23 protein-coding genes are annotated in these 20,493 nt (G+C 71.6%); 10 read left to right on the top strand and 13 right to left on the bottom strand.

The features are described from left to right. Nucleotides 1-22: 22 nt before the first annotated feature. The 5 genes from ACZ48Z_RS09930 to ACZ48Z_RS09910 form a co-directional block, all read right to left on the bottom strand. Nucleotides 23-1,216 carry a CaiB/BaiF CoA transferase family protein gene (locus tag ACZ48Z_RS09930; RefSeq protein WP_468735317.1) on the bottom strand — a complete coding sequence of 398 codons (1,194 nt, stop codon included), beginning with the start codon at nucleotides 1,214-1,216 and terminating at the stop codon, nucleotides 23-25. 141 nt (nucleotides 1,217-1,357) lie between these two features. Beyond that, entirely contained in the window at nucleotides 1,358-1,588 is a 231-nt protein-coding gene (locus tag ACZ48Z_RS09925) for a chorismate mutase family protein (RefSeq protein ID WP_468735316.1), read from the bottom strand. Nucleotides 1,589-1,665: 77 nt separating this feature from the next. Beyond that, nucleotides 1,666-1,794, bottom strand: a complete 129-nt coding sequence (locus ACZ48Z_RS09920; protein ID WP_468735315.1) for a hypothetical protein — start codon at nucleotides 1,792-1,794, stop codon at nucleotides 1,666-1,668. An 18-nt stretch (nucleotides 1,795-1,812) separates the two neighbouring features. Next, nucleotides 1,813-1,989, bottom strand: a complete 177-nt coding sequence (locus ACZ48Z_RS09915; RefSeq protein WP_468735314.1) for a hypothetical protein — start codon at nucleotides 1,987-1,989, stop codon at nucleotides 1,813-1,815. A gap of 66 nt (nucleotides 1,990-2,055) precedes the next feature. Then, nucleotides 2,056-2,514, bottom strand: coding sequence for a MarR family winged helix-turn-helix transcriptional regulator (locus tag ACZ48Z_RS09910; protein ID WP_468735313.1), 459 nt, complete (start codon nucleotides 2,512-2,514; stop codon nucleotides 2,056-2,058). A 119-nt stretch (nucleotides 2,515-2,633) separates the two neighbouring features. Between ACZ48Z_RS09910 and ACZ48Z_RS09905 the strand changes: the two genes are divergently transcribed. Further along, nucleotides 2,634-2,987, top strand: coding sequence for a hypothetical protein (locus tag ACZ48Z_RS09905; protein WP_468735312.1), 354 nt, complete (start codon nucleotides 2,634-2,636; stop codon nucleotides 2,985-2,987). Nucleotides 2,988-3,001: 14 nt separating this feature from the next. On the opposite strand, the gene ACZ48Z_RS09900 is transcribed toward ACZ48Z_RS09905, so the two are convergent. Continuing rightward, complete coding sequence (locus tag ACZ48Z_RS09900) at nucleotides 3,002-3,991, bottom strand: helix-turn-helix domain-containing protein (protein ID WP_468735311.1); 990 nt, start codon at nucleotides 3,989-3,991, stop codon at nucleotides 3,002-3,004. Between the two features lie 264 nt (nucleotides 3,992-4,255). Continuing rightward, complete coding sequence (locus tag ACZ48Z_RS09895; RefSeq protein WP_468735310.1) at nucleotides 4,256-5,233, bottom strand: alpha/beta hydrolase; 978 nt, start codon at nucleotides 5,231-5,233, stop codon at nucleotides 4,256-4,258. A 245-nt stretch (nucleotides 5,234-5,478) separates the two neighbouring features. Here ACZ48Z_RS09895 and ACZ48Z_RS09890 point away from each other — a divergent pair, with 245 nt between their 5' ends. Together ACZ48Z_RS09890 and ACZ48Z_RS09885 are read left to right on the top strand one after the other, a co-directional pair. Next, nucleotides 5,479-6,492 (top strand): TerC family protein, encoded by a 1,014-nt coding sequence (locus ACZ48Z_RS09890; RefSeq protein WP_468735309.1) that lies wholly within the window; start codon nucleotides 5,479-5,481, stop codon nucleotides 6,490-6,492. 96 nt (nucleotides 6,493-6,588) lie between these two features. Continuing rightward, nucleotides 6,589-7,479, top strand: a complete 891-nt coding sequence (locus ACZ48Z_RS09885) for an LLM class F420-dependent oxidoreductase (protein ID WP_468735308.1) — start codon at nucleotides 6,589-6,591, stop codon at nucleotides 7,477-7,479. 454 nt (nucleotides 7,480-7,933) lie between these two features. On the opposite strand, the gene ACZ48Z_RS09880 is transcribed toward ACZ48Z_RS09885, so the two are convergent. Continuing rightward, nucleotides 7,934-8,497 (bottom strand): NAD(P)H-dependent oxidoreductase, encoded by a 564-nt coding sequence (locus ACZ48Z_RS09880; RefSeq protein ID WP_468735307.1) that lies wholly within the window; start codon nucleotides 8,495-8,497, stop codon nucleotides 7,934-7,936. Between the two features lie 100 nt (nucleotides 8,498-8,597). Between ACZ48Z_RS09880 and ACZ48Z_RS09875 the strand changes: the two genes are divergently transcribed. From ACZ48Z_RS09875 to ACZ48Z_RS09860, 4 genes are read left to right on the top strand one after another with little or no spacing between them, the layout of a single operon-like run. Beyond that, the gene (locus ACZ48Z_RS09875) at nucleotides 8,598-9,287 is read left to right on the top strand and encodes a TetR/AcrR family transcriptional regulator (protein ID WP_468735636.1); all 690 of its coding nucleotides are present in this window, start codon (nucleotides 8,598-8,600) and stop codon (nucleotides 9,285-9,287) included. Between the two features lie 59 nt (nucleotides 9,288-9,346). Then, nucleotides 9,347-10,384, top strand: coding sequence for a LacI family DNA-binding transcriptional regulator (locus ACZ48Z_RS09870; RefSeq protein ID WP_468735306.1), 1,038 nt, complete (start codon nucleotides 9,347-9,349; stop codon nucleotides 10,382-10,384). A 16-nt stretch (nucleotides 10,385-10,400) separates the two neighbouring features. Further along, the gene (locus tag ACZ48Z_RS09865) at nucleotides 10,401-11,579 is read left to right on the top strand and encodes a 4-hydroxybenzoate 3-monooxygenase (protein ID WP_468735305.1); all 1,179 of its coding nucleotides are present in this window, start codon (nucleotides 10,401-10,403) and stop codon (nucleotides 11,577-11,579) included. A gap of 30 nt (nucleotides 11,580-11,609) precedes the next feature. Then, complete coding sequence (locus ACZ48Z_RS09860; protein WP_468735304.1) at nucleotides 11,610-13,046, top strand: benzaldehyde dehydrogenase; 1,437 nt, start codon at nucleotides 11,610-11,612, stop codon at nucleotides 13,044-13,046. Between the two features lie 96 nt (nucleotides 13,047-13,142). Here ACZ48Z_RS09860 and trxA read toward each other — a convergent pair whose 3' ends face one another. Further along, nucleotides 13,143-13,529 carry a thioredoxin gene (gene trxA / locus ACZ48Z_RS09855; RefSeq protein ID WP_468735303.1) on the bottom strand — a complete coding sequence of 129 codons (387 nt, stop codon included), beginning with the start codon at nucleotides 13,527-13,529 and terminating at the stop codon, nucleotides 13,143-13,145. Between the two features lie 144 nt (nucleotides 13,530-13,673). Here trxA and ACZ48Z_RS09850 point away from each other — a divergent pair, with 144 nt between their 5' ends. Then, nucleotides 13,674-15,113, top strand: a complete 1,440-nt coding sequence (locus ACZ48Z_RS09850; RefSeq protein ID WP_468735302.1) for a dihydrolipoyl dehydrogenase family protein — start codon at nucleotides 13,674-13,676, stop codon at nucleotides 15,111-15,113. On the opposite strand, the gene ACZ48Z_RS09845 is transcribed toward ACZ48Z_RS09850, so the two are convergent. Beyond that, complete coding sequence (locus ACZ48Z_RS09845) at nucleotides 15,098-15,757, bottom strand: peptide deformylase (RefSeq protein WP_468735301.1); 660 nt, start codon at nucleotides 15,755-15,757, stop codon at nucleotides 15,098-15,100. The two genes, ACZ48Z_RS09850 and ACZ48Z_RS09845, sit on opposite strands and share 16 nt — an antisense overlap. Before the next feature lie 136 nt (nucleotides 15,758-15,893). Between ACZ48Z_RS09845 and ACZ48Z_RS09840 the strand changes: the two genes are divergently transcribed. Beyond that, a complete protein-coding gene (locus tag ACZ48Z_RS09840) occupies nucleotides 15,894-17,288 on the top strand; it encodes a PepSY-associated TM helix domain-containing protein (protein ID WP_468735300.1) in 1,395 nt (464 codons plus the stop codon). Between the two features lie 53 nt (nucleotides 17,289-17,341). Here ACZ48Z_RS09840 and ACZ48Z_RS09835 read toward each other — a convergent pair whose 3' ends face one another. From ACZ48Z_RS09835 to ACZ48Z_RS09825, 3 genes are read right to left on the bottom strand one after another with little or no spacing between them, the layout of a single operon-like run. Continuing rightward, nucleotides 17,342-17,683, bottom strand: coding sequence for a tetratricopeptide repeat protein (locus tag ACZ48Z_RS09835; protein ID WP_468735299.1), 342 nt, complete (start codon nucleotides 17,681-17,683; stop codon nucleotides 17,342-17,344). 56 nt (nucleotides 17,684-17,739) lie between these two features. Further along, the gene (locus ACZ48Z_RS09830) at nucleotides 17,740-18,186 is read right to left on the bottom strand and encodes a MarR family transcriptional regulator (protein WP_468735298.1); all 447 of its coding nucleotides are present in this window, start codon (nucleotides 18,184-18,186) and stop codon (nucleotides 17,740-17,742) included. After that, a complete protein-coding gene (locus ACZ48Z_RS09825) occupies nucleotides 18,183-18,665 on the bottom strand; it encodes a MarR family winged helix-turn-helix transcriptional regulator (protein ID WP_468735297.1) in 483 nt (160 codons plus the stop codon). The genes ACZ48Z_RS09830 and ACZ48Z_RS09825 overlap by 4 nt, the downstream gene beginning before the upstream one ends. A 237-nt stretch (nucleotides 18,666-18,902) precedes the next feature. Here ACZ48Z_RS09825 and ACZ48Z_RS09820 point away from each other — a divergent pair, with 237 nt between their 5' ends. Beyond that, the gene (locus ACZ48Z_RS09820; protein ID WP_468735296.1) at nucleotides 18,903-19,868 is read left to right on the top strand and encodes a pirin family protein; all 966 of its coding nucleotides are present in this window, start codon (nucleotides 18,903-18,905) and stop codon (nucleotides 19,866-19,868) included. Nucleotides 19,869-20,493: the final 625 nt, after the last annotated feature.

The raw sequence follows: 20,493 nt of genomic DNA, 5'->3' as shown, positions 1-20,493 counted from the left end.
TCGTGTCTCCTCCGCCCTGGACTCAGACGACCGCGTCGGCGCGCAGGGCCGCGATGTCGTCGTCGGTACGGCCGAGTTCCGTGAGGATCGCCGTCGTGTGCTCGCCCACCGCCGGGACCGGGTCCATGCGTGCGGGCAGTCCCGCGAGGTCGGCCGGCGGAAGCAGCGCTTCCATGGTGGCCCCGCCGGGGAGCGCCACCTCGTGCCAGCGGCCGCGGGCGGCCAGGACCGGGTGGTCGAGGAACGCGGCCACGTCGTTGACCCCGGCACAGGCGATGCCCATGTCCTCCAGGTCCTTCAACACCTCATCGGCGTCGGAGCGCGCGATCCGATCCGCGACGAGGGCGTTGAGCTGCTCGCGGTGGGTGACCCGGTCGGAACCGTTGGCGAAGCGCGGGTCCCCGGCCAGTTCGGGCTGTCGGAGGAAAGTGGTGCAGAGGATCATCCACTCGCGTTCGTTCTGGATGGAGAACAGGACATCCCGGCCGTCGGCGGCCGTGAAGGCGCCGTACGGGGCGATGGTCGCGTGCTGGGTGCCCAGGCGCGGTGGCTGGCTGCCCCCGTAGCGCGTGTAATTGGCCGGCTGGCCCATCCACTCGGCCAGTGCCTCGAAGAGCGACACCTCCACCGGGTGAGCGGTGCCGGTGGTGGCACGGGTGTACAGGGCGGTCAGGATGCCGCTGTAGGCGTACATCCCGGCGGCGATGTCGGCGACGGAGATCCCGACCCGGGCGGTCTCCTCGGCGGTCCCGGTCAGTGACACCAGGCCCGTCTGGCACTGCACCAGCAGGTCGTACGACTTGCGGTCGGCCCACGGCCCGTCGGTGCCGTATCCGGAGATCGTGCAGGGGATCAGCCGTGGCCGGTGCTCGGTGAGCGCGTCCACGCCCAGCCCCAGCCGGCCGGCCGCACCCGGAGCCAGGTTCTGTACGAACACGTCGGCGCCGTCGAGGAGTTCGCCCAGGATCTCCAGACCTCGCGGGTCCTTCAGATTCAGGGTGAGCGACTCCTTGGACCGGTTGAGCCACACGAAGTAGCTGGAGAGGCCGTGCACGGTCGTGTCGTAGCGGCGGGCGAAGTCACCCTCGCCCGGCCGCTCCACCTTGATCACCCGGGCGCCGAGGTCGGCGAGCTGACGGGTGGCGTAGGGCGCGGCCACGGCCTGCTCGAGACTGACCACCGTGACCCCCGCCAGGGGAAGCTGCGGCAGGCTCATGCGGCCATTTGTACGGCCAAATCCAAGAGGGTGTCAACGGCCGCCGCACCCTCGCGACCTGTGCTCTTCGCCACCTCGTGGGCGTCGCACAGATCACTTCAGCGGACGCCCGGCGGCTTTGTACGGCCCTTGGGCCGTCCTTCAGTTCCGGCGGCCCGGGTGGCACAGGACCAGGACCGCGCGGGCAACGAGTTCTCCGGCCCCGCCCAGTTCCTCGCGGTAGCGGCCGGTGATCTCCCGTACGGTCTCCGCGAAACCGGGATCGACGGCGCGGGCCCGGGCCGGGGCGGGGAGCTCCTGCGCCATCTCGCGGCGGCGCGCGAGCAGCGCGATGATCTCCTCGTCGAGACGCTCTATCCGAGTGAGTGACATGTCTTCCCCCGGGGCGGTGGCCTGGTTCGTCGGCACGCTGAATCTCCGTTCTTGTGCGCGAAACGCGGCGCGTTCCTTCACGGCTGGTCCTTCAACACCCTGCCCGTGGCGGTCAGCCGCGACTCCTCCCGGAACTCGACGGTCCGCGCCACCTCGAAGCCGGCCGTCCGCATACGGCTCCGGGCGATGAGTTCCTCCGCGGACACGGGAGCGCACCGCGCCGCCTACGCCCTGCCGGTCAGCCCGAGCCGGATGGCCGGCACCTTGACCACCGCGGCCTGCGCCACGGACGGCTGCTCAAGCGGGAAGCCCTCGATCTGGGCCGGGTGGGCGTCGAAGCCGCCGACCACGAACCGGTCCTTCTCACAGCCGACGATCCGCGGGCACCCCTGAGCGGGCACTCGCGCTCGCCCCTGAGCGGGCACTCGCGCCGATGAACACGGTGACCTGGCCCCGCCGCTCCTGACTCAGACGGACACGCCGTGGGCTTCCAGGGCCCGTACAAGGGGGGTGAGTTCGGGGTTCTCGGCGGCCTGGTCGAGGGCTTCGCGCAGGGCCCGCTCATTGGTGGGGCGGGCTTGTTCGAGGAGGGTGCGGCCGGCGTCGGTGACATCGGTGTAGATGCCGCGGCGGTCGGTGGGGCACAGGTACCGGGCGAGCAGGCCGCGGTCCTCGAGACGGGTGACCAGGCGGGTGGTGGCGCTCTGGCTGAGCACGACCGCGTCGGCGACCTGCTTCATCTGCAGATGCCCGCCCTCCCCGTCGTGCTGACGGCCGAGGACGTCGAGCAGCGAGTACTCCCGCACGCTGAGGTCGTGCCCGGCCTGGAGGGCCTTCTCGATGTGCGCCTCGATCCGGCCGTGCAGCAGCGAGAGCGCGCACCAGCCCTGGGCGAGGGCGGTCAGCGCGGGGTCTGTGGCGGTCATGGGGGCCTGCTTCCTCCGTCTCGGCACGGATACGCCCAGGATATTGCATCGCTGAAAATTTCAGCGTCTGCTTCTATAGGGCGCCCGCAACTATCGACCCCGCGTAGAGAGCGACGCCCATGACCACCCGGCCCTCCACCACAACCCTCTGGCGCCCGACCGGCCCCAAGGAGCTGGACCTGGTCCGGGAGCTCGACTGGCGCGCCTGGCCGCCGAGGCTGCCCGACCAGCCGATCTTCTACCCGGTCCTCAACGAGGACTACGCGATCAAAATCGCCCGGGACTGGAACGTCAAGCACGACGGCGCCGGATTCGTGACCCGTTTCGAGGTCGAGTCGGACTTCCTGAGCCGCTATCCCGTCCAGCAGGCCGGAGGGCGCACGATCCTCGAACTGTGGGTACCGGCCGAGGAGTTGGACGAGTTCAACGCGCACATCGTCGGCGTGATCGAGATCGTGCACGAGTTCCGCTGACCGCCGAACTCCCGCTACGGCCGCGCCAAGTGCCGCATGGCCAAGGCAAGCTGCAGCCGCAGCCGCCCCTGAGGGGTGCGCAGGTGCCAGCCGAGCAGATGCTCCGCGTGGGACAACCGGTCCTGAAGGGTGGAGTGGTGGACGCTGATCTCGGCGGCGGCCGCCCGCAGGCTCGCCGTCGACACCACGGCGTGCAGTGTGGCGAGCAGCCAGGGCGTGGCCGCCCCCGCCGCCTCCAGGGCCCGGACGTCGGGCGGCGGCTCGGCACCCGGCGCGACGAGGTCGGCCAGCAGCGCGACACCGCCCAGCTCGTCGGCGTACACCGCCTTCGGTCCGGGGTCCTGGGCCGTGCCCTCCGCGGTGAACCGCAGTGCGGTGCGGGCGTCCGCCCAGGACCGCGGCAGTTCGAGCACGGGCACGGCGGGGCCCACGCCGACCCGCCCGGTGGGGAGTTCGGCACCGGGCCTGTCGGGCATGATCCGGGGCCGTCCGTCGAGCGGGGCCAGCGCCCGCACAAAGACCGCCGGATCCAGTCCGAGCCCGCGTGCCGCGTGCAACCGGGCCGCCTCCGGGGCCGTGCCGTCCAGCACCGTCTCCACCAGGGCCGGATCGTCGACAGGCGCGCGTCCCCGCGTACGGTCCAGAACGAGCCGTACGATGCCCGCGGCCCGCTCCAGAATCACCGCGTCGACCACGCTGGGCGCCGCTTCGTCCCGCTCCAGCCACAGGGCGGCGGCCCCGCCGGGTGCGAGCGCGGCGGACGGCCAGCCGGGGTCCGCAGGCGCAGTGGAGTCCCGGCGGCTGCCGTCGGCCTCCACCCGTACGGCGACCCGCCGCTCGACGTCGACCAGCCGCGCGGGCACCCCGGCCAGCACGGCGGCCCCCCGCACCAGGGCTTCCAACCCCGCGCGGGACTCCGACAGCCGGTCGAAGTAGGCGATCACCCGGACGGCTGCACCGGCATCCGGATCCAGCGCGGTGAGGCGCCCGGCCAGCTCTTTCATACGCCCATGGTGCGGCATGTGGGCCGAGAAGCGCCCCTGTGGGGAAGCCGGGGACTGTGACCCGTGCGGCTCCGCTGCAGGGGCCCGGGCACGTCACGACGGTGCAGCAGGCGGGCATCGGTCCGGCCACGGTCGCCGGATGGGCCCGGGAGCGTCGCGACGGTGCAGCAGGCAGGCACCGGCCCGACCCGGCCCCGCCCCGCCCCGACACCGACAGGGAACCCCGGGGACAGTGACCGGGCCGGAGCCGTCCCCGGGCCCCGCCTAGTTCTCCAACAGCCGCCGCAGCCACGCCAGATGCGCCGCCCGAGCCGCCTGCGACAGCGCGGCCTGCGGAGCGAACCCGTCGAACCCGTGGAAGCCCCCAGGCCACACATGCAGCTCGGCCACCCCACCGGCCTGCCAGATCCGTGACGCGTAGGCCACCACCTCGTCCCGGAAGGTCTCCGCGGACCCCACGTCGAGGAAGGCCGGCGGCAGGTCCGTCAGGTCCTCGGCGCGGGCGGGTGCCGCGTACGCCGGAACGTCGGGACCGCCCCGCAGCTCGCCCAGCAGCGCAGTCCAGCCCGTCTCGTTGGCCGTGCGGTCCCAGACACCCAGGCCCGCCATCTGGTGGGTCGACGGGCTCTCGTTGCGGTCGTCCAGCATCGGGCACATCAGCAGCTGCCCGATGGCCCGCGGCCCCTTGCGGTCCCGGGCCAGCAGTGCCAGCCCCGCTGACAGCCCGCCGCCCGCGCTGGCGCCCGCGATGACGATCCGCTCCGGGTCGCCACCGATCTCCCCGGCGTGCTCCGCGGTCCACACGAGTCCCGCGTACACGTCCTCGACGGGTGCCGGATGCGGATTCTCGGGCGCCAGCCGGTACTCCACCGAGACCACGACCGCGTCGAGCTCCTTCGCCCAGGCCAGCGGAGCGTCCACGCCGACCCGGTTGTTCCCGAGGACCATGCCGCCGCCGTGGACGTGGTAGATCACCGGACGCGCGGTCCCCGCGGGCGCCGGAGCCGTGGGCCGGCAGATCAGCAGCGAGATCTCGGGGGCGCCCTCGGGGCCGGGCACCGACCGGTCCTCCACCTCGAAGAACCCGCCCATGGTCAGGTCCATGTCCGCCAGCATCTGGATGCCGGGCCCCTGGCGGACGAGGTCGATGTCGTCCGGCGTCATGCCGGGCGAGATCATCTCCTTGATCAGGTCGAGGGCGGCGGCGAGCTCGGGATCGAACGGGGGCGGGACGTAGGTCATGGGTTCTCCTCACGCGGGGCGCGGCGGCTCGTGCCGTCATGATCGGGGTACCGGCGTCCGTCCGGGGCGCCGCCGTACGGCGGAACCTGCCCGCCGTACGGCGGGTGGTGACCCCGAGAACCCGCGACATTCCGGCGTGACCTGCGGTTCCCTGCCATCGCGTGACTTGTTGTTCACCTTCCGTTGGTGGAAGGAATGCCCGGTGGTGACAACGCTGTCGATACCCCCATGCACCAGGAGAACCAGTGAACGTCTCACTCACCGTCTGGCTGCTGACCATCCTCGCCCTGTGCGTCCTGGTCGGTGCCGACTTCTTCATCGGCCGCAAACCCCATGACGTGTCGGTCAAGGAGGCGGGTGTCTGGACCGTCGTCTGGGTCGTGCTGGCCTGTCTGTTCGGGCTCGGACTGCTGATCTTCGGCGGAACGGGACCCACGGGCGAGTTCTTCGCCGGATACGTCACCGAGAAGTCCCTGAGCGTCGACAACCTCTTCGTGTTCGTCCTGATCATGGGGAAGTTCGCGGTGCCCTCGCAGTACCAGCAGCGGGTGCTGATGGTCGGCGTCGTCATGGCGCTCGTGCTGCGTGCCGGGTTCATCGCTGCCGGTGCGGCGATCATCTCCGCGTTCTCCTGGGTGTTCTACATCTTCGGCGCCTTCCTGATCTGGACCGCCTGGAAGCTCGTCCAGGACGCCCGCAAGGACGGACACGACGAGGAGTACGAGGAGAGCAAGCTGCTCAAGATGGTGGAGAAGCGTTTCGGCGTGGCCGACCGCTACCACGGCACCAAGCTGTGGATCGAGGAGAACGGCAAGCGGGTCATGACCCCGATGCTGGTCGTGATGCTCGCTATCGGCTCCACCGACGTGCTGTTCGCCCTGGACTCCATCCCCGCCATCTACGGCCTGACCCAGGACCCGTACATCGTCTTCACGGCCAACGCGTTCGCCCTGATGGGCCTGCGCCAGCTGTACTTCCTCATCGGCGGCCTGCTGAAGAAGCTGGTCCACCTCAGCTACGGCCTCTCGATCATCCTCGGGTTCATCGGCGTCAAGCTCGTCCTGCACGCGCTCCACGAGTCCGGCGTCCACGTCCCGGAGATCGGCATCCCCTTCTCCCTCGGCTTCATCGTCCTCGTCCTGACGGTCACCACGCTGACAAGCCTGCGGGCCGCGAGGAAGCAGGACGAGCAGGAGGCGCGGGAGAAGCAGGAAGCGCGGCTGGAAGGGGAGGAGCCGGGGTCGAGTCCGTTGGTGTGACGGGCGCCGGCAGGCATGCGGCGGCACTTGACTTCGAGAGCACTCCAAGTCCTACCGTCGTCGGCGTCGGCGAAGGTCCCGTGAACGGAGACGCACATGCGCGTGGGCGTGCACATCAACCGGTTCAACCACCCCGCGGGCGGTCCCGCGCTCGGCGCCGAGCTCGCCGCCGCGGGCGCAGCGGCCGAGGCGGGCGGAGTGAGCTGGCTGTCGGTGATGGACCACTACTTCCAGATGGAGTTCAACGGCGGCGCCGAGGACCCCATGCTGGAGGCCTACACGACCCTGGGCTTCCTCGCGGCCCACACCGAGACGGTCCGGCTCGGCGCGCTGGTGACCGGGGTGACGTACCGCCATCCCGGGCTGCTCGCCAAGATCGCGACCACGCTCGACGTGCTCTCCGGCGGCCGGGCCACCCTCGGCATCGGCGCCGCCTGGTACGACCGGGAGCACGAAGGGCTCGGTGTGCCCTTCCCGCCGCTCGCGGAGCGCTTCGAGCGGCTGGACGAGGCCCTGCGGATCTGTCTCCAGATGTGGGACCCGGCGGCCAACGGCCCCTTCGAGGGCGCCCACTACCGGCTCGCCGAGACCCTGTGCGTACCGGCGCCGGTCAGCAGCCCGCACCCCGAGATCATGATCGGCGGCAGCGGCGAGAAGAAGACCCTGCGCCTGGTCGCACGTCACGCCGACGCCTGCAACCTCTTCGCCACCTCGCCCGAGGAGGTCGCGCACAAGCTCGACGTGCTGCGCGGCCACTGCGACACCGAGGGCCGCGACTACGACGAGATCCGCAGGACGATGACCTACTCCGTCGACCCGGGCGCCGAGGGCACCCACGGCGACCTGGACGCCTTCACCCGGGACATCACCGGGTACGGCAAGCTCGGCATCGACACGGTCATCCTCGCCCCGCGCACCGGAACTCCCGCCGAGTGGATCGAGGGGTTCGCCGCGCCCGCCGTACAGCGGCTGGCTGAGCTGGACTGAGCGGAACCGGTCCGTCCGGCCGGAGGGGCGGCCGGGTGGCCGGGTGGCCGGGTGGTCGGCGGAGACGATCCTGGTGTCGCCACTGTCGCCCCCGGACCGCGGGGAGCCGCGTCCGCACCGGGTTCGCCGTGCGGTTGTCCTGCCGTGCCGCGCCGTTTTGTGCCGGGGCGCCACCTCGGGAGGGGTGCGGCGGCGGGGGACCGGTCGCGGTGCGGGCGGACGCATCGCCCGCACGGGCCACGGCGCCCACGAACGCTCCGCGATCCGCGCGGGCACGGGAGCCGCGCGAGCCGGCGGCCGCGGCCCGTTCCCCGCACGCGCCTGAAGGCCGGGCGCCCGCCTCGGCCCTGCCCGAACCGGCGCCCACCGACCCGCGGACAGACGCGAGGGGCCGAAGTCCCGAAGAGACTCCGACCCCTGGAAGAACCCTGTTGCGCTGTTGCGCGCCGCGGGTTCAGGCCGCGGCGACCTCACCCGCGTTGCTGTGCAGCTGCGCGACGACCTCGGCCAGCTGCGCGGCGACCTCCGCGTCGTCCGCCGGGTGGGTCTCGGCGAAGCGGACCACGGAGCCCGGGATGGACAGCTTGACGTCCTCGAGCACCTTGCCGCCGGCGATGCCCACGGACTTGCGGGTCTCGTCCTGGGCCCATACGCCGCCGAACTGGCCGAACGCGGTACCGACCACGGCGACCGGCTTGCCGGCGAAGGCGCCCGCGCCGTACGGACGCGACAGCCAGTCGATGGCGTTCTTCAGCACGGCCGGGATGGTGCCGTTGTACTCGGGGGAGAAGAACAGGAACGCGTCGGAGGCCTGGGCGGCCTCGCGCAGCTTGGCCGCGGCGGCCGGGACGGCGCCTTCGACGTCGATGTCCTCGTTGTAGAACGGGATGTCGGCGAGCCCCTCGTAGAGCACGACATCCGCGCCCTCGGGAGCGTGCTTGACGGCCGCCTCGGCGAGCTGGCGGTTGTGCGAGCCGGCGCGGAGGCTTCCGACGAGAGCGAGAATGCGAACGGACATGCGAACTCCAAGGGAGATGAAACACTGCCGTAATGATGCGGACCGGGGTCCGCTTAATGTTCTACATCCTTAACCGGACCCCGGTCCAGTTTTCTTCCCGCTGCTTTACGCTGATTTCATGTCCGCCGTCCTGCCACCCCTGCCGCCGCTGCCGACCCCCACCGACTCCGACGGGCAGCCCGAGCTGCTCCAGCTCGGCCTCCCCGACGACGAGCCCTGCCTGCGCGCCGACGCCGCGCGCAACCGGGCGCGGCTTCTTGAGGCGGCCTCCCGCCTGGTCGCGGAGCACGGCGCGGCCGGGGTGACGATGGAGGCGGTGGCCGCGGCGGCCTCGGTGGGCAAGGGCACCGTCTTCCGGCGCTTCGGCGACCGGACGGGTCTGCTGACGGCACTGCTGGACCACTCCGAGCGGAAGTTCCAGGCCGCGTTCCTCGGCGGCCCCGCCCCGCTCGGCCCCGGCGCGCCGCCCGCCGAGCGGCTGCGTGCGTTCGGCCGGGCCCTCCTGCGCCGGTCCGTCGACGAGATGGACCTGCTGCTGGCGGCCGAGCCGAGTCCGGAGCGCCGTTTCACCCCCGCCCCGCGCCAGGTGCACCACGGCCACGTGACCCTGCTGCTGCGCCTGGCCGTCCCCGACGCGGACTGCGAACTGCTCGCCCAGACCCTGATGGGCTTCCTCGACCCCGCCACCGTCCACCACCTCACCCGCAGGCGCGGAATGCCGCTCGAACGCCTGGAGAAGGGCTGGGACGACCTGGTCACCCGGCTCACCTGCACCGATCCTTCACGGTGAGGTGGGGCCGCGCCCCGGTCCGCTACACCGTCACAGCTTCTGCAAAGATGACGACCGTCATGGTGCAGATACCGAAAACGCCCGCGCCCGTTTCCCCGGCGACGCGCTCGGTTCCGACGAGTGCCGATGTGGCCCGCCTGGCCGGCGTCTCGCGAGCGACCGTCTCCTACGTCCTCAACAACACCAGCGCCGTCCGGATCAGCGAACCCACCCGCCGCCGCGTCCACGAGGCCGCCAAGGAACTCGGGTACGTCCCGCACGCGGCCGCCCGCAGTCTGCGAGCCGGCCACAGCCGCATGGTCCTGATGCCCGCCCCGTCCATCCCGGTCGGCCCGCTCTACAGCCAGTTCATCAGTGAACTCCAGTGGGCGCTCGGCCGGTTGGACTACACCGTCGTGCAGTACGGCAGCGTCGGCCTCCGGGGCGAGGAGGCCGCCCGCGCCTGGGCCGAACTGCGCCCGGTCGCCGTCCTCGTGCCCGGCGCGGGTCTCGGCCCGCAGGGTGTCTCCCTGCTCCGGCGCTCCGGCGCACGAGCAGTGGTCACCATGGGCCCCGAGCAGGTCGAGGGCGCCCACACCCTGCTCATGGACCACGAGAACGTCGGCCACTGCGCGGGTGCCCACCTCTACGCCCGCGGCCGTCGCCGCGTCGGTGTCGTGGTCCCCGAGGAGGCGGGCCTTCGAGCCTTCTCGCTGCCCCGCCTGGCAGGCGTGCGCCGGGCTCTGCGCGACAAGGAGGACGCCACCCTCGTCGAGCTGCCCCTCGCCTATGAGGAGCAGGCCGCGGCCAAGCTCGCCGCGCGCTGGCGGGATCTCGGCCTCGACGCCGTGTTCGCGTACAACGACGAGTACGCCATGCTGTTAATGCGCGCACTTCAGGACGAGGGCGTGCGCATCCCGGCGGACATCGCGGTGATCGGCGCCGACGACCTGCTGCTGGGGCGGTTGCTGAGGCCCCGGCTGAGCACGGTCCACATCGAACTGCCGTCCGGCCGCGACCTCGCCGAACTGGTCGACCGCGCGGTGCGCGAGCCGGGTACCGCGCCCGAGACGCACACGGTGCTGGGCGCCACGGTGGTGCACCGCGACTCCAGCTGACGCAGGGAGGCCTGCCATGCGCACCACGGTCGGGATCATCGGCGGCGGCCCCGCAGGACTGCTCCTCGCCCGTCTGCTGCACCGCGCCGGCATCGACTGCGTGGTCCTGGAGAGCAGGACGCGGGACTACGTCGAGCAGCGCCAGCGGGCGGGCATGCTGGAGCAGGGCACGGTCGACGCCCTGCGCGCGTGTGGCGCGGCCGGGCGCCTGGAGAGCGAGGGCCTGGTCCACCAGGGCATCGAGCTGCGGTTCGCGGGGGAGCGGCACCACATCGACTTCCCCGTCCTCACCGGTGGCCGCACGGTCACGATCTACGCCCAGACCGAGATCGTGAAGGACCTCGTCGCGCTCCAACTCGCCGACGGGCCACCCCTGTTGTTCGAGGCAGAGGCCCTCGCAATCGAGAAGCCGGAGAGCGACGCACCCGTCGTGCGGTTCCTGCACGAGGGCCGCGAGCAGTCGCTGACCTGCGACTGGGTGGCCGGCTGCGACGGTTTCCACGGCATCGCCCGCGCGGCCTTCCCGGCGGCGACGAGCCGCACGTACGAGCACGGCTACCCGTACTCCTGGCTCGGGATCCTCGCCGATGTCCGGCCGTCCTGCGAGGAGTTGATCTACGCGCGCGGCGAGCGCGGCTTCGCCCTGCACAGCATGCGCTCGCCCGCCGTCTCCCGGCTCTATCTCCAGGTGCCGAACGGCACCGACCCGGACGACTGGTCCGACGACCGGATCTGGGACGAGCTCGCCGCCCGCTTCGCGATCGACGCCGACTGGACGCTGGAGCGCGGCCCGGTCACCGCCAAGTCCGTGACCCCCATGCGCAGTTACGTCCACGAGCCGATGCGTCACGGCCGTCTCCTGCTCGCGGGCGACGCGGCGCACATCGTGCCGCCGACCGGGGCCAAGGGGCTCAACCTCGCCGTGTCGGACGTATCCGTCCTCGCCCGGGCCCTGACGGATCTGCACCGCACCGGATCGACACAACTGATCGACAGATATTCGGAGTTGTGTCTTTCTCGTGTGTGGCAGGCCACACGGTTCTCGTATGACATGACTAGGATGTTGCACGCTCAACAAGATGGGGATGCGTTCGAGAGCAGGGTGCAGCTCGCGCGGCTGCGCCGCATCACCGCATCCCGCCATGCGGCCGCCGAACTGGCCGCGAACTACACGGGACTACCGCTCCCGGTGTGAGTCCCATCGGTGATCGAACGGAGAGCCGTCATGTCGTTGCTCGACCCCAAGAGCTGGCAGCCCCACCCCCTTTCGGGACCTGAGTACGCCGTCACCGAGCCCGCCACCGGTGACACCCTCGCCACCGTCGACCTCGCCACCGCCGAGGACGTGGAACGCTCCGCCGAGGCCGCCCGCGCGGCCCAGACCGAGTGGGCCCGGCTCCCGCACTTCGTCCGGGCCGGGGTGCTGCGCAAGGCCGGTGACCTGTTCTCCGCGCACGCCGAGGAACTGCGCGGATGGATCGTCCGCGAGTCCGGGTCCATCCCCGGCAAGGCCGACTTCGAACTGCACGTGGCCGCCCAGGAGTGCTACGAGGCGGCCGCCCTCGCCTCCCGCCCCGCGGGCCAGGTCCTGCCCAGCGAGGCGCCCCGGCTGTCCTACACCCGGCGCGTCCCGGTCGGCGTCGTCGGCGTCATCGCGCCCTTCAACGCCCCGCTGATCCTCTCGATCCGTTCCGTCGCCCCGGCCCTCGCGCTCGGCAACGCGGTCATCCTCAAGCCGGACCCGCGCACCGCGGTCTGCGGCGGCCTCGCGCTCGCCGCCGTCTTCGCCGAGGCCGGGCTGCCCGAAGGCCTGCTGCACGTCCTGCCCGGCGGCCCGGACGTCGGCCAGGCACTGGTCGCCGACCCGCGCGTGCCGGTCATCTCCTTCACGGGATCGACCGCCGCGGGCCGCGCGGTGGGAGAGGCAGCCGGCCGCCACCTCAAGCGCGCCCACCTCGAACTCGGGGGCAACTCCGCCCTGATCGTCCTGGAGGACGCAGACCTGGAAGCCGTGATCTCCACGGCCGCCTGGGGGTCCTTCTTCCACCAGGGCCAGATCTGCATGACGACGGGCCGCCACCTCGTCCACGCCTCGCTGTACGAGGAGTACGTCGAGCGGCTGGCCGCCAAGGCCGACTCGCTCGCCGTCGGCGACCCGAACCTGGAGCAGGTCCACCTCGGCCCGATCATCGACGACAACCAGCTCGCCAAGATTCGCGGCCTGGTCGACGCCAGCACCGCCCAGGGCGCCAAGCTGGCCGCCGGCGGCACCCACGAGAAGCTCTTCTACCGTCCGACGGTCCTGGCGGGCATCGACGACAGCACGCCCGCCTACGCGGAGGAGGTCTTCGGCCCCGTCGCGCCCGTCCGGTCCTTCAGCACGGTCGACGAGGCCGCCGCCCTGGCCGCAGCGGGTCCGTACGGTCTCTCACTCGGTATCGTCACCGGCGACGCGGCCCGCGGTCTCGATCTCGCCGAGCGCATTCCGACCGGCATCGTGCACATCAACGACCAGACGGTGAACGACGAGGCCGTCGCGCCCTTCGGCGGCATCGCCGCCTCCGGCACCGGCGCCCGTTTCGGCGGCGAGGCCAACGTGGAGGCCTTCACCGACGTGCGCTGGACGACCGTACGCGCGGACGTGGCGTCGTACCCCTTCTAGAAAGCACGGCTTCCGGGAAGTGCGGCTTCCGGAAAGTGCGGCTTCCGGAAAGCACGGCTTCTGGAAAGTGCGGCGAGCCCGTCGGGGTTCGGCGGGCTACTCGCCCTTCTGCTCGGCCTGGGCCTGCTGCTCGGCCACCGCCTTGCGGACCTCGGCCATGTCCAGCTTGCGCGCCTGCCCGATGACGTCCGTCAGGGCGGACTCGGGCAGCGCGCCCGGCTGGGCGAACACGGCGACCTGGTCGCGGACGATCATCAGCGTCGGGATCGACTGGATGCCGAAGGCGGCGGCCAGTTCCGGCTGCGCCTCGGTGTCCACCTTGCCGAACACCAGGTCGGGGTTCTCCCCGGCGGCCTTCTCGTAGACCGGCGCGAACTGGCGGCACGGCCCGCACCAGGACGCCCAGAAGTCGATCAGGACGAATTCGTTCTCCGTGACCGTCTGGTCGAAGTTCTCCTTGGTGAGCTCCACGGTGCTGCTCATGACGTGATCCCTCTTCCTGGTCTCGGAGCGAAGCCGTCGGCACAACACGGCCGCCCGGCCGGGTATTCCACGGCTGTCACCACTCGGTGTGCGGCGCGCGTACCCCTGGTGGCCCGGGCGCACACCACCCACCAGACTGGCCCCATGACGGAAACGGAAAACATCGCGAACAGCACCTACGACGTAGTGGTGCTCGGTGCCGGGCCCGTGGGGGAGAACGTGGCCGACCGCACCCGCGCGGCCGGCCTCTCCACCGCGGTCGTGGAGAGCGAACTGGTCGGCGGAGAGTGTTCCTACTGGGCCTGTATGCCCAGCAAGGCCCTGCTGCGGCCGGTGATCGCGCAGGCGGACGCGCGCCGCCTGCCGGGTCTGAGCGCCTCGGTGCAGGCCCCTCTCGACGCGGCCGCGGTCCTCGCGCGCCGGGACTACTTCACCTCGAACTGGAAGGACGACGGCCAGGTCGACTGGCTGGACAGTATCGGTGCCGACCTCCACCGCGGCCACGGCCGCCTCACGGGAGAGCGCACGGTGACGGTCACCGGCCCCGACGGCGGGCAGAAGGTGCTGACCGCCCGGCACGCCGTGGCAGTCTGCACCGGAACCCGGGCCGTCCTGCCCGACCTGCCGGGCCTCGACGAGGTCAAACCGTGGACCAGCCGCGAGGCGACCAGCGCCCAGTCGGCGCCCGGACGCCTCGTCGTGGTCGGCGGGGGAGTGGTCGCCACCGAGATGGCCACGGCCTGGCAGGCCCTCGGCTCCCGAGTGACCCTTCTCGTACGCGGGAAGGGCCTGCTCAACCGCATGGAGCCGTTCGCCGGTGAGCTCGTCGCCGAGTCCCTCACCGAGGCGGGCGTCGACGTCCGCACCGGCACCTCGGTCGAGTCGGTCACCCGCGAGAACGGCACGGTCGTGGTCGTCACCGGCACCGGCGACCGCATCGAGGCCGACGAGATCCTCTTCGCCACCGGCCGCGCACCGCGCACCGACGACATCGGCCTGGACACGGTCGGCCGGGACCCCGGCGCCTGGCTGGAGGTCGACGACAGCCTCCGCGTCACCGGCAGCGACTGGCTCTACGCGGTCGGCGACGTCAACCACCGCGCGCTCCTCACCCACCAGGGCAAGTACCAGGCCCGTATCGCGGGCGCCGCGATCTCCGCCCGCGCCTCGGGCGCCCCGGTCCACGAGGATCCCTGGGGCGCCCACGCCGCGACCGCCGACCACGACGCCGTGCCCCAGGTCGTCTTCACCGACCCGGAGGCGGCCTCCGCGGGCCTCTCCCTGGCCGAGGCCGAACAGGCGGGCCACCGCGTCCGCGCCGTCGACTACGACCTGGCGAACGTCTCCGGCGCGAGCCTCTACGGCGAGGGCTACCGGGGCAGGGCCCGCATGGTCGTCGACCTGGAACGCGAGATCCTGCTCGGTGTCACCTTCGTCGGCCCCGGCGTCGGTGAACTGATCCACTCCGCGACGATCGCGGTCGCGGGCCAGGTCCCGATCAGCAGGCTGTGGCACGCGGTCCCGTCGTACCCGACGATCAGCGAGGTGTGGCTGCGGCTGCTGGAGGCCTACCGGGACAACTGAGGGGGCAGCTCGAAGCCCAGGGACGCGGCCGCCTGCTCCGGCGTCGGCTGCGTCCAGCGCTCGGCCATCGCCTGGTTCGAGGACAGCGAGCGCAGCTCCGCGCGGTCGAGGTACAGCATGCCGTCCAGGTGGTCCGTCTCGTGCTGGACGATACGGGCGGGCCAGCCGGTGAACACCTCGTCCACCGGCCGTCCGTTCTCGTCCTCGCCCGTCAGCCGGACCTCGGCGGGCCGCGCCACCACCGCCTGCCAGCCCGGCACGCTCAGACAGCCCTCGAAGAACGCGACCCGCTCGGTGCCGACCGGTTCGTACGACGGGTTGACCAGTACCCGGAAGGGCTGCGGCACCCGCCCGCGGGCCAGCCGTACCTCGTCCGGTACGGGCGCCGGGTCCTCGACGACCGCGATCCGCAGCGGGACACCCACCTGCGGGGCGGCGAGGCCCACGCCCGGGGCCGCGTGCATGGTGACGCGCAGGGCCTCCACGAGACGGGACAGGAGCGCCGCGTCCAGCTGGCCGTCGTAGCGCTCGGTGCCGCGCCGCAGGACCGGTTCACCGGCCGCCACGATCGGCAGCGGGCCGTCCGTGGCCAGGAGTTCCTCGACGAGTTCGGCAAGGGGCGGGCGGTGAAGTGGAGTTGCCATCGCGCCAGGATGCCATGGTGCTCCGGATACCGCGGGACATCTGTGTGATGCAGGTCACTTCATCTCCCGGGAACTCGGCGGCTCCTCCCTCCGACTACTGGACCGCTACCGTCCCCAGCCCCCGGAGAAGCCGCCGATGTCCATTGCACCCCCGACCCCCACGGACGAGGCCCCGCAACCGGCCGCGCCGGCTCCGGCCCGCAGCAGTTGGGCCCCGCTGCGCCCGCTCGTGCTGCGTCTGCACTTCTACGCCGGCGTGTTCGTCGCACCCTTCCTGTTCGTCGTCGCCGTCACCGGCTTCCTGTACGCCGGCTCCTTCCAGGCCGAGAAGATCGCCTACCGCGACGAGATGACCGTCTCCGCCGTCGGCGACAGCAAGTTGCCGATATCCGAGCAGGTGGCCGCCGCACGCAAGGCCCACCCCGAGGGCACCGTCTCGGCCGTACGGCCCTCGCCCGAGGCCGACGCGACGACCCGGGTGATGCTGTCGGGCGTCAAGGGAGTCGACCCGACGCACACCCTCGCGGTGTTCGTCGACCCGTACACCGGGAAGGTCGAGGGCGCGCTGGAGCAGTACGGCTCCAGCGGTGCGCTCCCGCTGCGGACCTGGATCAGCGAGCTCCACCGCAACCTGCACCTCGGCGAAACGGGCCGTCTCTACAGCGAGTTCGCCGCGAGCTGGCTGTGGGTGATCGCGGGCGGCGGCATCGTGCTGTGGTTCACCCGCCGCCGCGCCCTGCGCAAGCTCCGCGGCACCAGCGGGCGGCGCCGCACCCTCGGCCTGCACGGCAACATCGGTGTGTGGGCCGCGGCCGGCTTCTTCTTCCTGTCGGCGACCGGACTGACCTGGTCGACGTACGCCGGCGCGAACATCGACGAACTGCGCACCTCGCTGGGCCAGTCCACCCCGTCGGTCTCCTCGGCGGCGGGCGGCGACCACTCGGGTCACGGCGCGTCCGCCTCGGCAGGGGACGCCGAGCACGGCGTCGGGCTCGACAAGGTGCTGGCCGCCGCCCGCGCCGAGGGACTCGGCGACCCGGTCGAGATCGTCCCGCCCGCCGACGAGTCGTCCACCTATGTCGTACGGCAGGTGCAGCGCAGCTGGCCCGAGAAGCAGGACGCGGTCGCGGTCGACCCGACCAGCGGCGAGGTGACCGACGTGCTGCGGTTCGACGACCACCCGTTCCTCGCCAAGCTCACCCGCTGGGGCATCGACCTGCACACCGGGCTCCTCTTCGGCCTGGTCAACCAGATCGCCCTGATGCTTCTCGCGCTGTCGCTGGTCCTGCTGATCGTGTGGGGCTACCGCATGTGGTGGCAGCGCGGCCGGGGCTCCTCCTTCGGGCGGCCGATCCCGCGCGGCGCCTGGCAGCAGGTACCGCCGCAGATCCTGGTGCCCGGCGTGGTGGCCGTCGCCGTCGTCGGCTACTTCGTACCGCTGCTCGGCATACCGCTGGCCGGCTTCATCGTCGCCGACGTGATCCTCGGCGAGATCGCGCACCGGCGGGGGAAGGACACCGCGGCGGTGTGAGACGCGGACGGGCCCGGTCTCCGCGCGGAAACCGGGCCCAGTGTGCGTGGGGTCTACTCGAAGTCGCCCGCCATCGCCGATGCCAGGCGCAGATGCGGCTCGGCCTCGTCGTGCCGCCCTTGCCGCTCCAGTGTGCGCCCGAGCATCAGCCGGGCGTACTGCTCGACCGGGTCGCGCTCGACGATCACCCGCAACTCGCGCTCGGCGCGGCGCAGTTGGGCCGAGTGGTAGTAGGAACGGGCCAGCAGCAGCCGCGGTCCGGTCTGCTCCGGCACCTCCTCGACCAGTCCGCCCAGGACCCGGGCCGCCGTGGTGTATTCCTTGGCGTCGAAGAACATCTGCGCGCGCTCCCAGCGCTCCGCCGGTGTTCCGTGGTCGTAGTACGTCGTCTCCACTCGGGGCCTCCTTCGACTTCGACGCCGACAACAGGCCCGGGTGGTTGAATATTCCACTATTTGGCCAGGGCTGCGAGTTCCCCGTCGGCCCGCTCGGTGATGAGGCTCAGTACACGACCGGCGACAGCGAGGTCCTCCGTGGGGATGCCGGCGTAGACCCGGGCGGAGATGGGGGCGGTCTCGGCGGACGTCCGGTCGTACAGCTCGCGCCCGGCGTCCGTGATCCGCACCAGGGACGGCCCCTCGGGGGCCAGCAGTCCCGCGGCGATCAGTCCGTCGATGACGGAGTGCGCCTCCGCCGCGTCGATCTTGAGGGCGCCGACGACGGCCCCGGCGATGCCCTCCTGCTCGACCGGCCCCTCGGCGACGGCGGCCACGCGGAGTGTGACGGACTGCTGGAAGGTCGCGCCGTGACGGGCCAGCACGTTCTCGAGAAGGGCGCGGCCCGCGTAGTGGGCCAGGGCTATGACGCGGGGGTCGAGCAGGGGAGTGGTGGTGGTCATGACTGCTCCTTCAGGTTCTCGTTCGTCGGGTCGAGAGATACGTCGAGCAGGGTCGTCAGCTCGCGCTTGAACTCCTGTGTGCGTGCGCTGTCCAGGCCTCCGAGCGGCGCCAGCAGCTGCCCCAGGAGGCCCTGGACGACCTCGATGGCCTGCCGGGTCCGCTCACGGCCTTCCTCGGTGAGCGCCAGCTGCACCGCGCGCGGGTCGCGCGGGTCGCGGGTGCGCTCCACGAGGCCGGCGCTCTCCAGCGCGCGCGCCAGCTTGGAGACGTAGAGCGGTTCGAGGCCCGTCCGGTCGGCGAGGCGCCGCTGGCTTGGGCCTTCGCCGTCGCGCCGCATGCCGTACAGCGAGGCCACCAGCGAGTACTGGGCGTGGGTCAGGCCCAGCGGCGCCACCGCGCGGTCGACCGCGACCCGCCACTTCATGGACAGTCGCCAGACCAGGAAACCGGGCGTCGCGCCCTCGGATGCCGTACTCATGACAGATACAGTACATGGCTACTATGTCCATGGCTACTATTTTTGAACTGTCTGCGGACGCCCTGCCGGACTCTTTGCCGGACGCCCTGCCGGACCGTCAGCGGAGTGCCTGCGAATGCCGGCGGGGGTGCTCGCATGGGTGCCTGCTGACATCCTGTTGGGCGCCCGTGACGCACCCGTCGCCGCGGGCCGGGGACGGCCTGACGGGAATCCCCGCACGGGTCTAGGTTGGGCGTCATGAGCAATCTTGATCGTCAGGCGGTTCCCGCTCTGTGCGGCGGCCGCGGCTTCGTGGTGGCGGAACCGGTGCGTGAACTCCTCAGCCCCCGCCGCGTCAAGCTCGGCGAATCCAGCGAGGTGCGCCGACTGCTGCCCAACCTGGGCCGCCGCATGGTCGGCGCCTGGTGTTTCGTCGATCACTACGGTCCCGACGACATCGCCGACGAGCCGGGCATGCAGGTCCCCCCGCACCCGCACATGGGTCTGCAGACGGTGAGCTGGCTGCACCAGGGCGAGGTGCTGCACCGCGATTCCACCGGCAGCCTCCAGACGATCCGCCCCCGCGAGCTGGGCCTGATGACCTCCGGCCGCGCGATCAGCCACTCCGAGGAGAGCCCGAAGTCCCACGCCCGCTACCTGCACGGCGCCCAGCTCTGGGTCGCCCTCCCGGACGGTGACCGCCACACCGAACCGCACTTCGAGCACCACGCCGAGCTGCCGCAGATCACGGCTCCCGGACTGGCGGCCACGCTCATCCTCGGTGATCTCGACGGCGCGCGGTCACCCGGCACGGCGTACACCCCCATCGTCGGCGCCGACCTGACCCTCACCCGCGGCACGGACGTACGCCTCCCGCTGGAACCGGACTTCGAGTACGCCGTCCTGTCCATGTCCGGCGAGGCCCACGTGGACGGGGTGCCGGTCCTGCCCGGATCGATGCTCTACCTCGGCTGCGGCCGCACCGAACTCCCGCTGCGCGCCGAGTCGGACGCGAGCCTGATGCTCCTGGGCGGCGAGCCCTTCGAGGAGGAACTCGTCATGTTCTGGAACTGGATCGGGCGCTCCCAGGCGGAGATCGAACAGGCCCGCGCGGACTGGATGACGGGTTCCCGCTTCGGCGAGGTGAAGGGGTACGACGGCGCCCCGCTGCCCGCGCCGGAGCTGCCGCCCCTGCCGTTGAAGCCGCGGGGAAGAGTGCGCTGACCTGCAGGCATTCCTGTTTTTTGGGTGATGCTGTCGACTGAGGGCGAGCCGCACAATGCCTCTCGCGGTCGACCGCGTTGCCTCGGGTCGGGTTGGGCGGCGGTTCCATGGGGGCCGTCTGTGGGCGGCTGTGGCAGAGCTCTTGCGGACACTCTTGACGCCCAGTCAGGTTGTATTGCGAAGTTCCTTTCGAGGCTCAGTTGCTCGTGCAGGGCCTCGCGGAATTGCCGGAGACCAAGTGAACGCTGACCTGAGACGTCGTTGAGGCAGGCGCAGGTACGGATCAACGGGCCTCGCGCGTCGCCTTGCGGAGAGTCGGCAAGGCCAGGTGTCGTCGCTGAACGCCTCGCACCGCGCTTTCCGTCTGATACGGGGTGTGCCGTGCTGCGACCATCAGGAGGTTCTACGTCTGCTGGTGGTGCGGCAGATGCACGCACATGACCTGGGGGGTTTGTGCCTGGTGCGGTTATCGGGCGGTGGCTGGTCCAGGCCTGGTCCGGATCTGGGTCCGATGGGAGCCCGTTGGGCTGTGCAGCCAGGCCCTGCTGCTGGAGCAGCGCCTGGGACGCGACCGCCGCCCAGCGGTCAGCCGTGGGCACCTCAACTCACCTGCGACCAGTGCAGC

The sequence above is a fragment of the Streptomyces sp. NPDC031225 genome (assembly GCF_055570355.1).
The sequence above is the reverse complement of the archived record's forward strand: the minus strand, read 5'-3'. Positions and strand labels throughout refer to the sequence as shown.

Bases quoted from the DNA above. Each gene is read 5' to 3' on its own strand.
- ACZ48Z_RS09880 (WP_468735307.1), bottom strand. From the start codon at position 8,497: ATGTCCGTTCGCATTCTCGCTCTCGTCGGAAGCCTCCGCGCCGGCTCG.
- ACZ48Z_RS09885 (WP_468735308.1), top strand. From the start codon at position 6,589: ATGCGCGTGGGCGTGCACATCAACCGGTTCAACCACCCCGCGGGCGGT.
- ACZ48Z_RS09925 (WP_468735316.1), bottom strand. From the start codon at position 1,588: ATGTCACTCACTCGGATAGAGCGTCTCGACGAGGAGATCATCGCGCTG.
- ACZ48Z_RS09820 (WP_468735296.1), top strand. From the start codon at position 18,903: ATGAGCAATCTTGATCGTCAGGCGGTTCCCGCTCTGTGCGGCGGCCGC.
- ACZ48Z_RS09910 (WP_468735313.1), bottom strand. From the start codon at position 2,514: ATGACCGCCACAGACCCCGCGCTGACCGCCCTCGCCCAGGGCTGGTGC.
- ACZ48Z_RS09870 (WP_468735306.1), top strand. From the start codon at position 9,347: ATGGTGCAGATACCGAAAACGCCCGCGCCCGTTTCCCCGGCGACGCGC.
- ACZ48Z_RS09830 (WP_468735298.1), bottom strand. From the start codon at position 18,186: ATGACCACCACCACTCCCCTGCTCGACCCCCGCGTCATAGCCCTGGCC.
- ACZ48Z_RS09840 (WP_468735300.1), top strand. From the start codon at position 15,894: ATGTCCATTGCACCCCCGACCCCCACGGACGAGGCCCCGCAACCGGCC.
- ACZ48Z_RS09860 (WP_468735304.1), top strand. From the start codon at position 11,610: ATGTCGTTGCTCGACCCCAAGAGCTGGCAGCCCCACCCCCTTTCGGGA.
- ACZ48Z_RS09930 (WP_468735317.1), bottom strand. From the start codon at position 1,216: ATGAGCCTGCCGCAGCTTCCCCTGGCGGGGGTCACGGTGGTCAGTCTC.
- ACZ48Z_RS09865 (WP_468735305.1), top strand. From the start codon at position 10,401: ATGCGCACCACGGTCGGGATCATCGGCGGCGGCCCCGCAGGACTGCTC.
- ACZ48Z_RS09845 (WP_468735301.1), bottom strand. From the start codon at position 15,757: ATGGCAACTCCACTTCACCGCCCGCCCCTTGCCGAACTCGTCGAGGAA.
- ACZ48Z_RS09900 (WP_468735311.1), bottom strand. From the start codon at position 3,991: ATGAAAGAGCTGGCCGGGCGCCTCACCGCGCTGGATCCGGATGCCGGT.
- ACZ48Z_RS09850 (WP_468735302.1), top strand. From the start codon at position 13,674: ATGACGGAAACGGAAAACATCGCGAACAGCACCTACGACGTAGTGGTG.
- ACZ48Z_RS09825 (WP_468735297.1), bottom strand. From the start codon at position 18,665: ATGAGTACGGCATCCGAGGGCGCGACGCCCGGTTTCCTGGTCTGGCGA.
- ACZ48Z_RS09905 (WP_468735312.1), top strand. From the start codon at position 2,634: ATGACCACCCGGCCCTCCACCACAACCCTCTGGCGCCCGACCGGCCCC.
- trxA (WP_468735303.1), bottom strand. From the start codon at position 13,529: ATGAGCAGCACCGTGGAGCTCACCAAGGAGAACTTCGACCAGACGGTC.
- ACZ48Z_RS09895 (WP_468735310.1), bottom strand. From the start codon at position 5,233: ATGACCTACGTCCCGCCCCCGTTCGATCCCGAGCTCGCCGCCGCCCTC.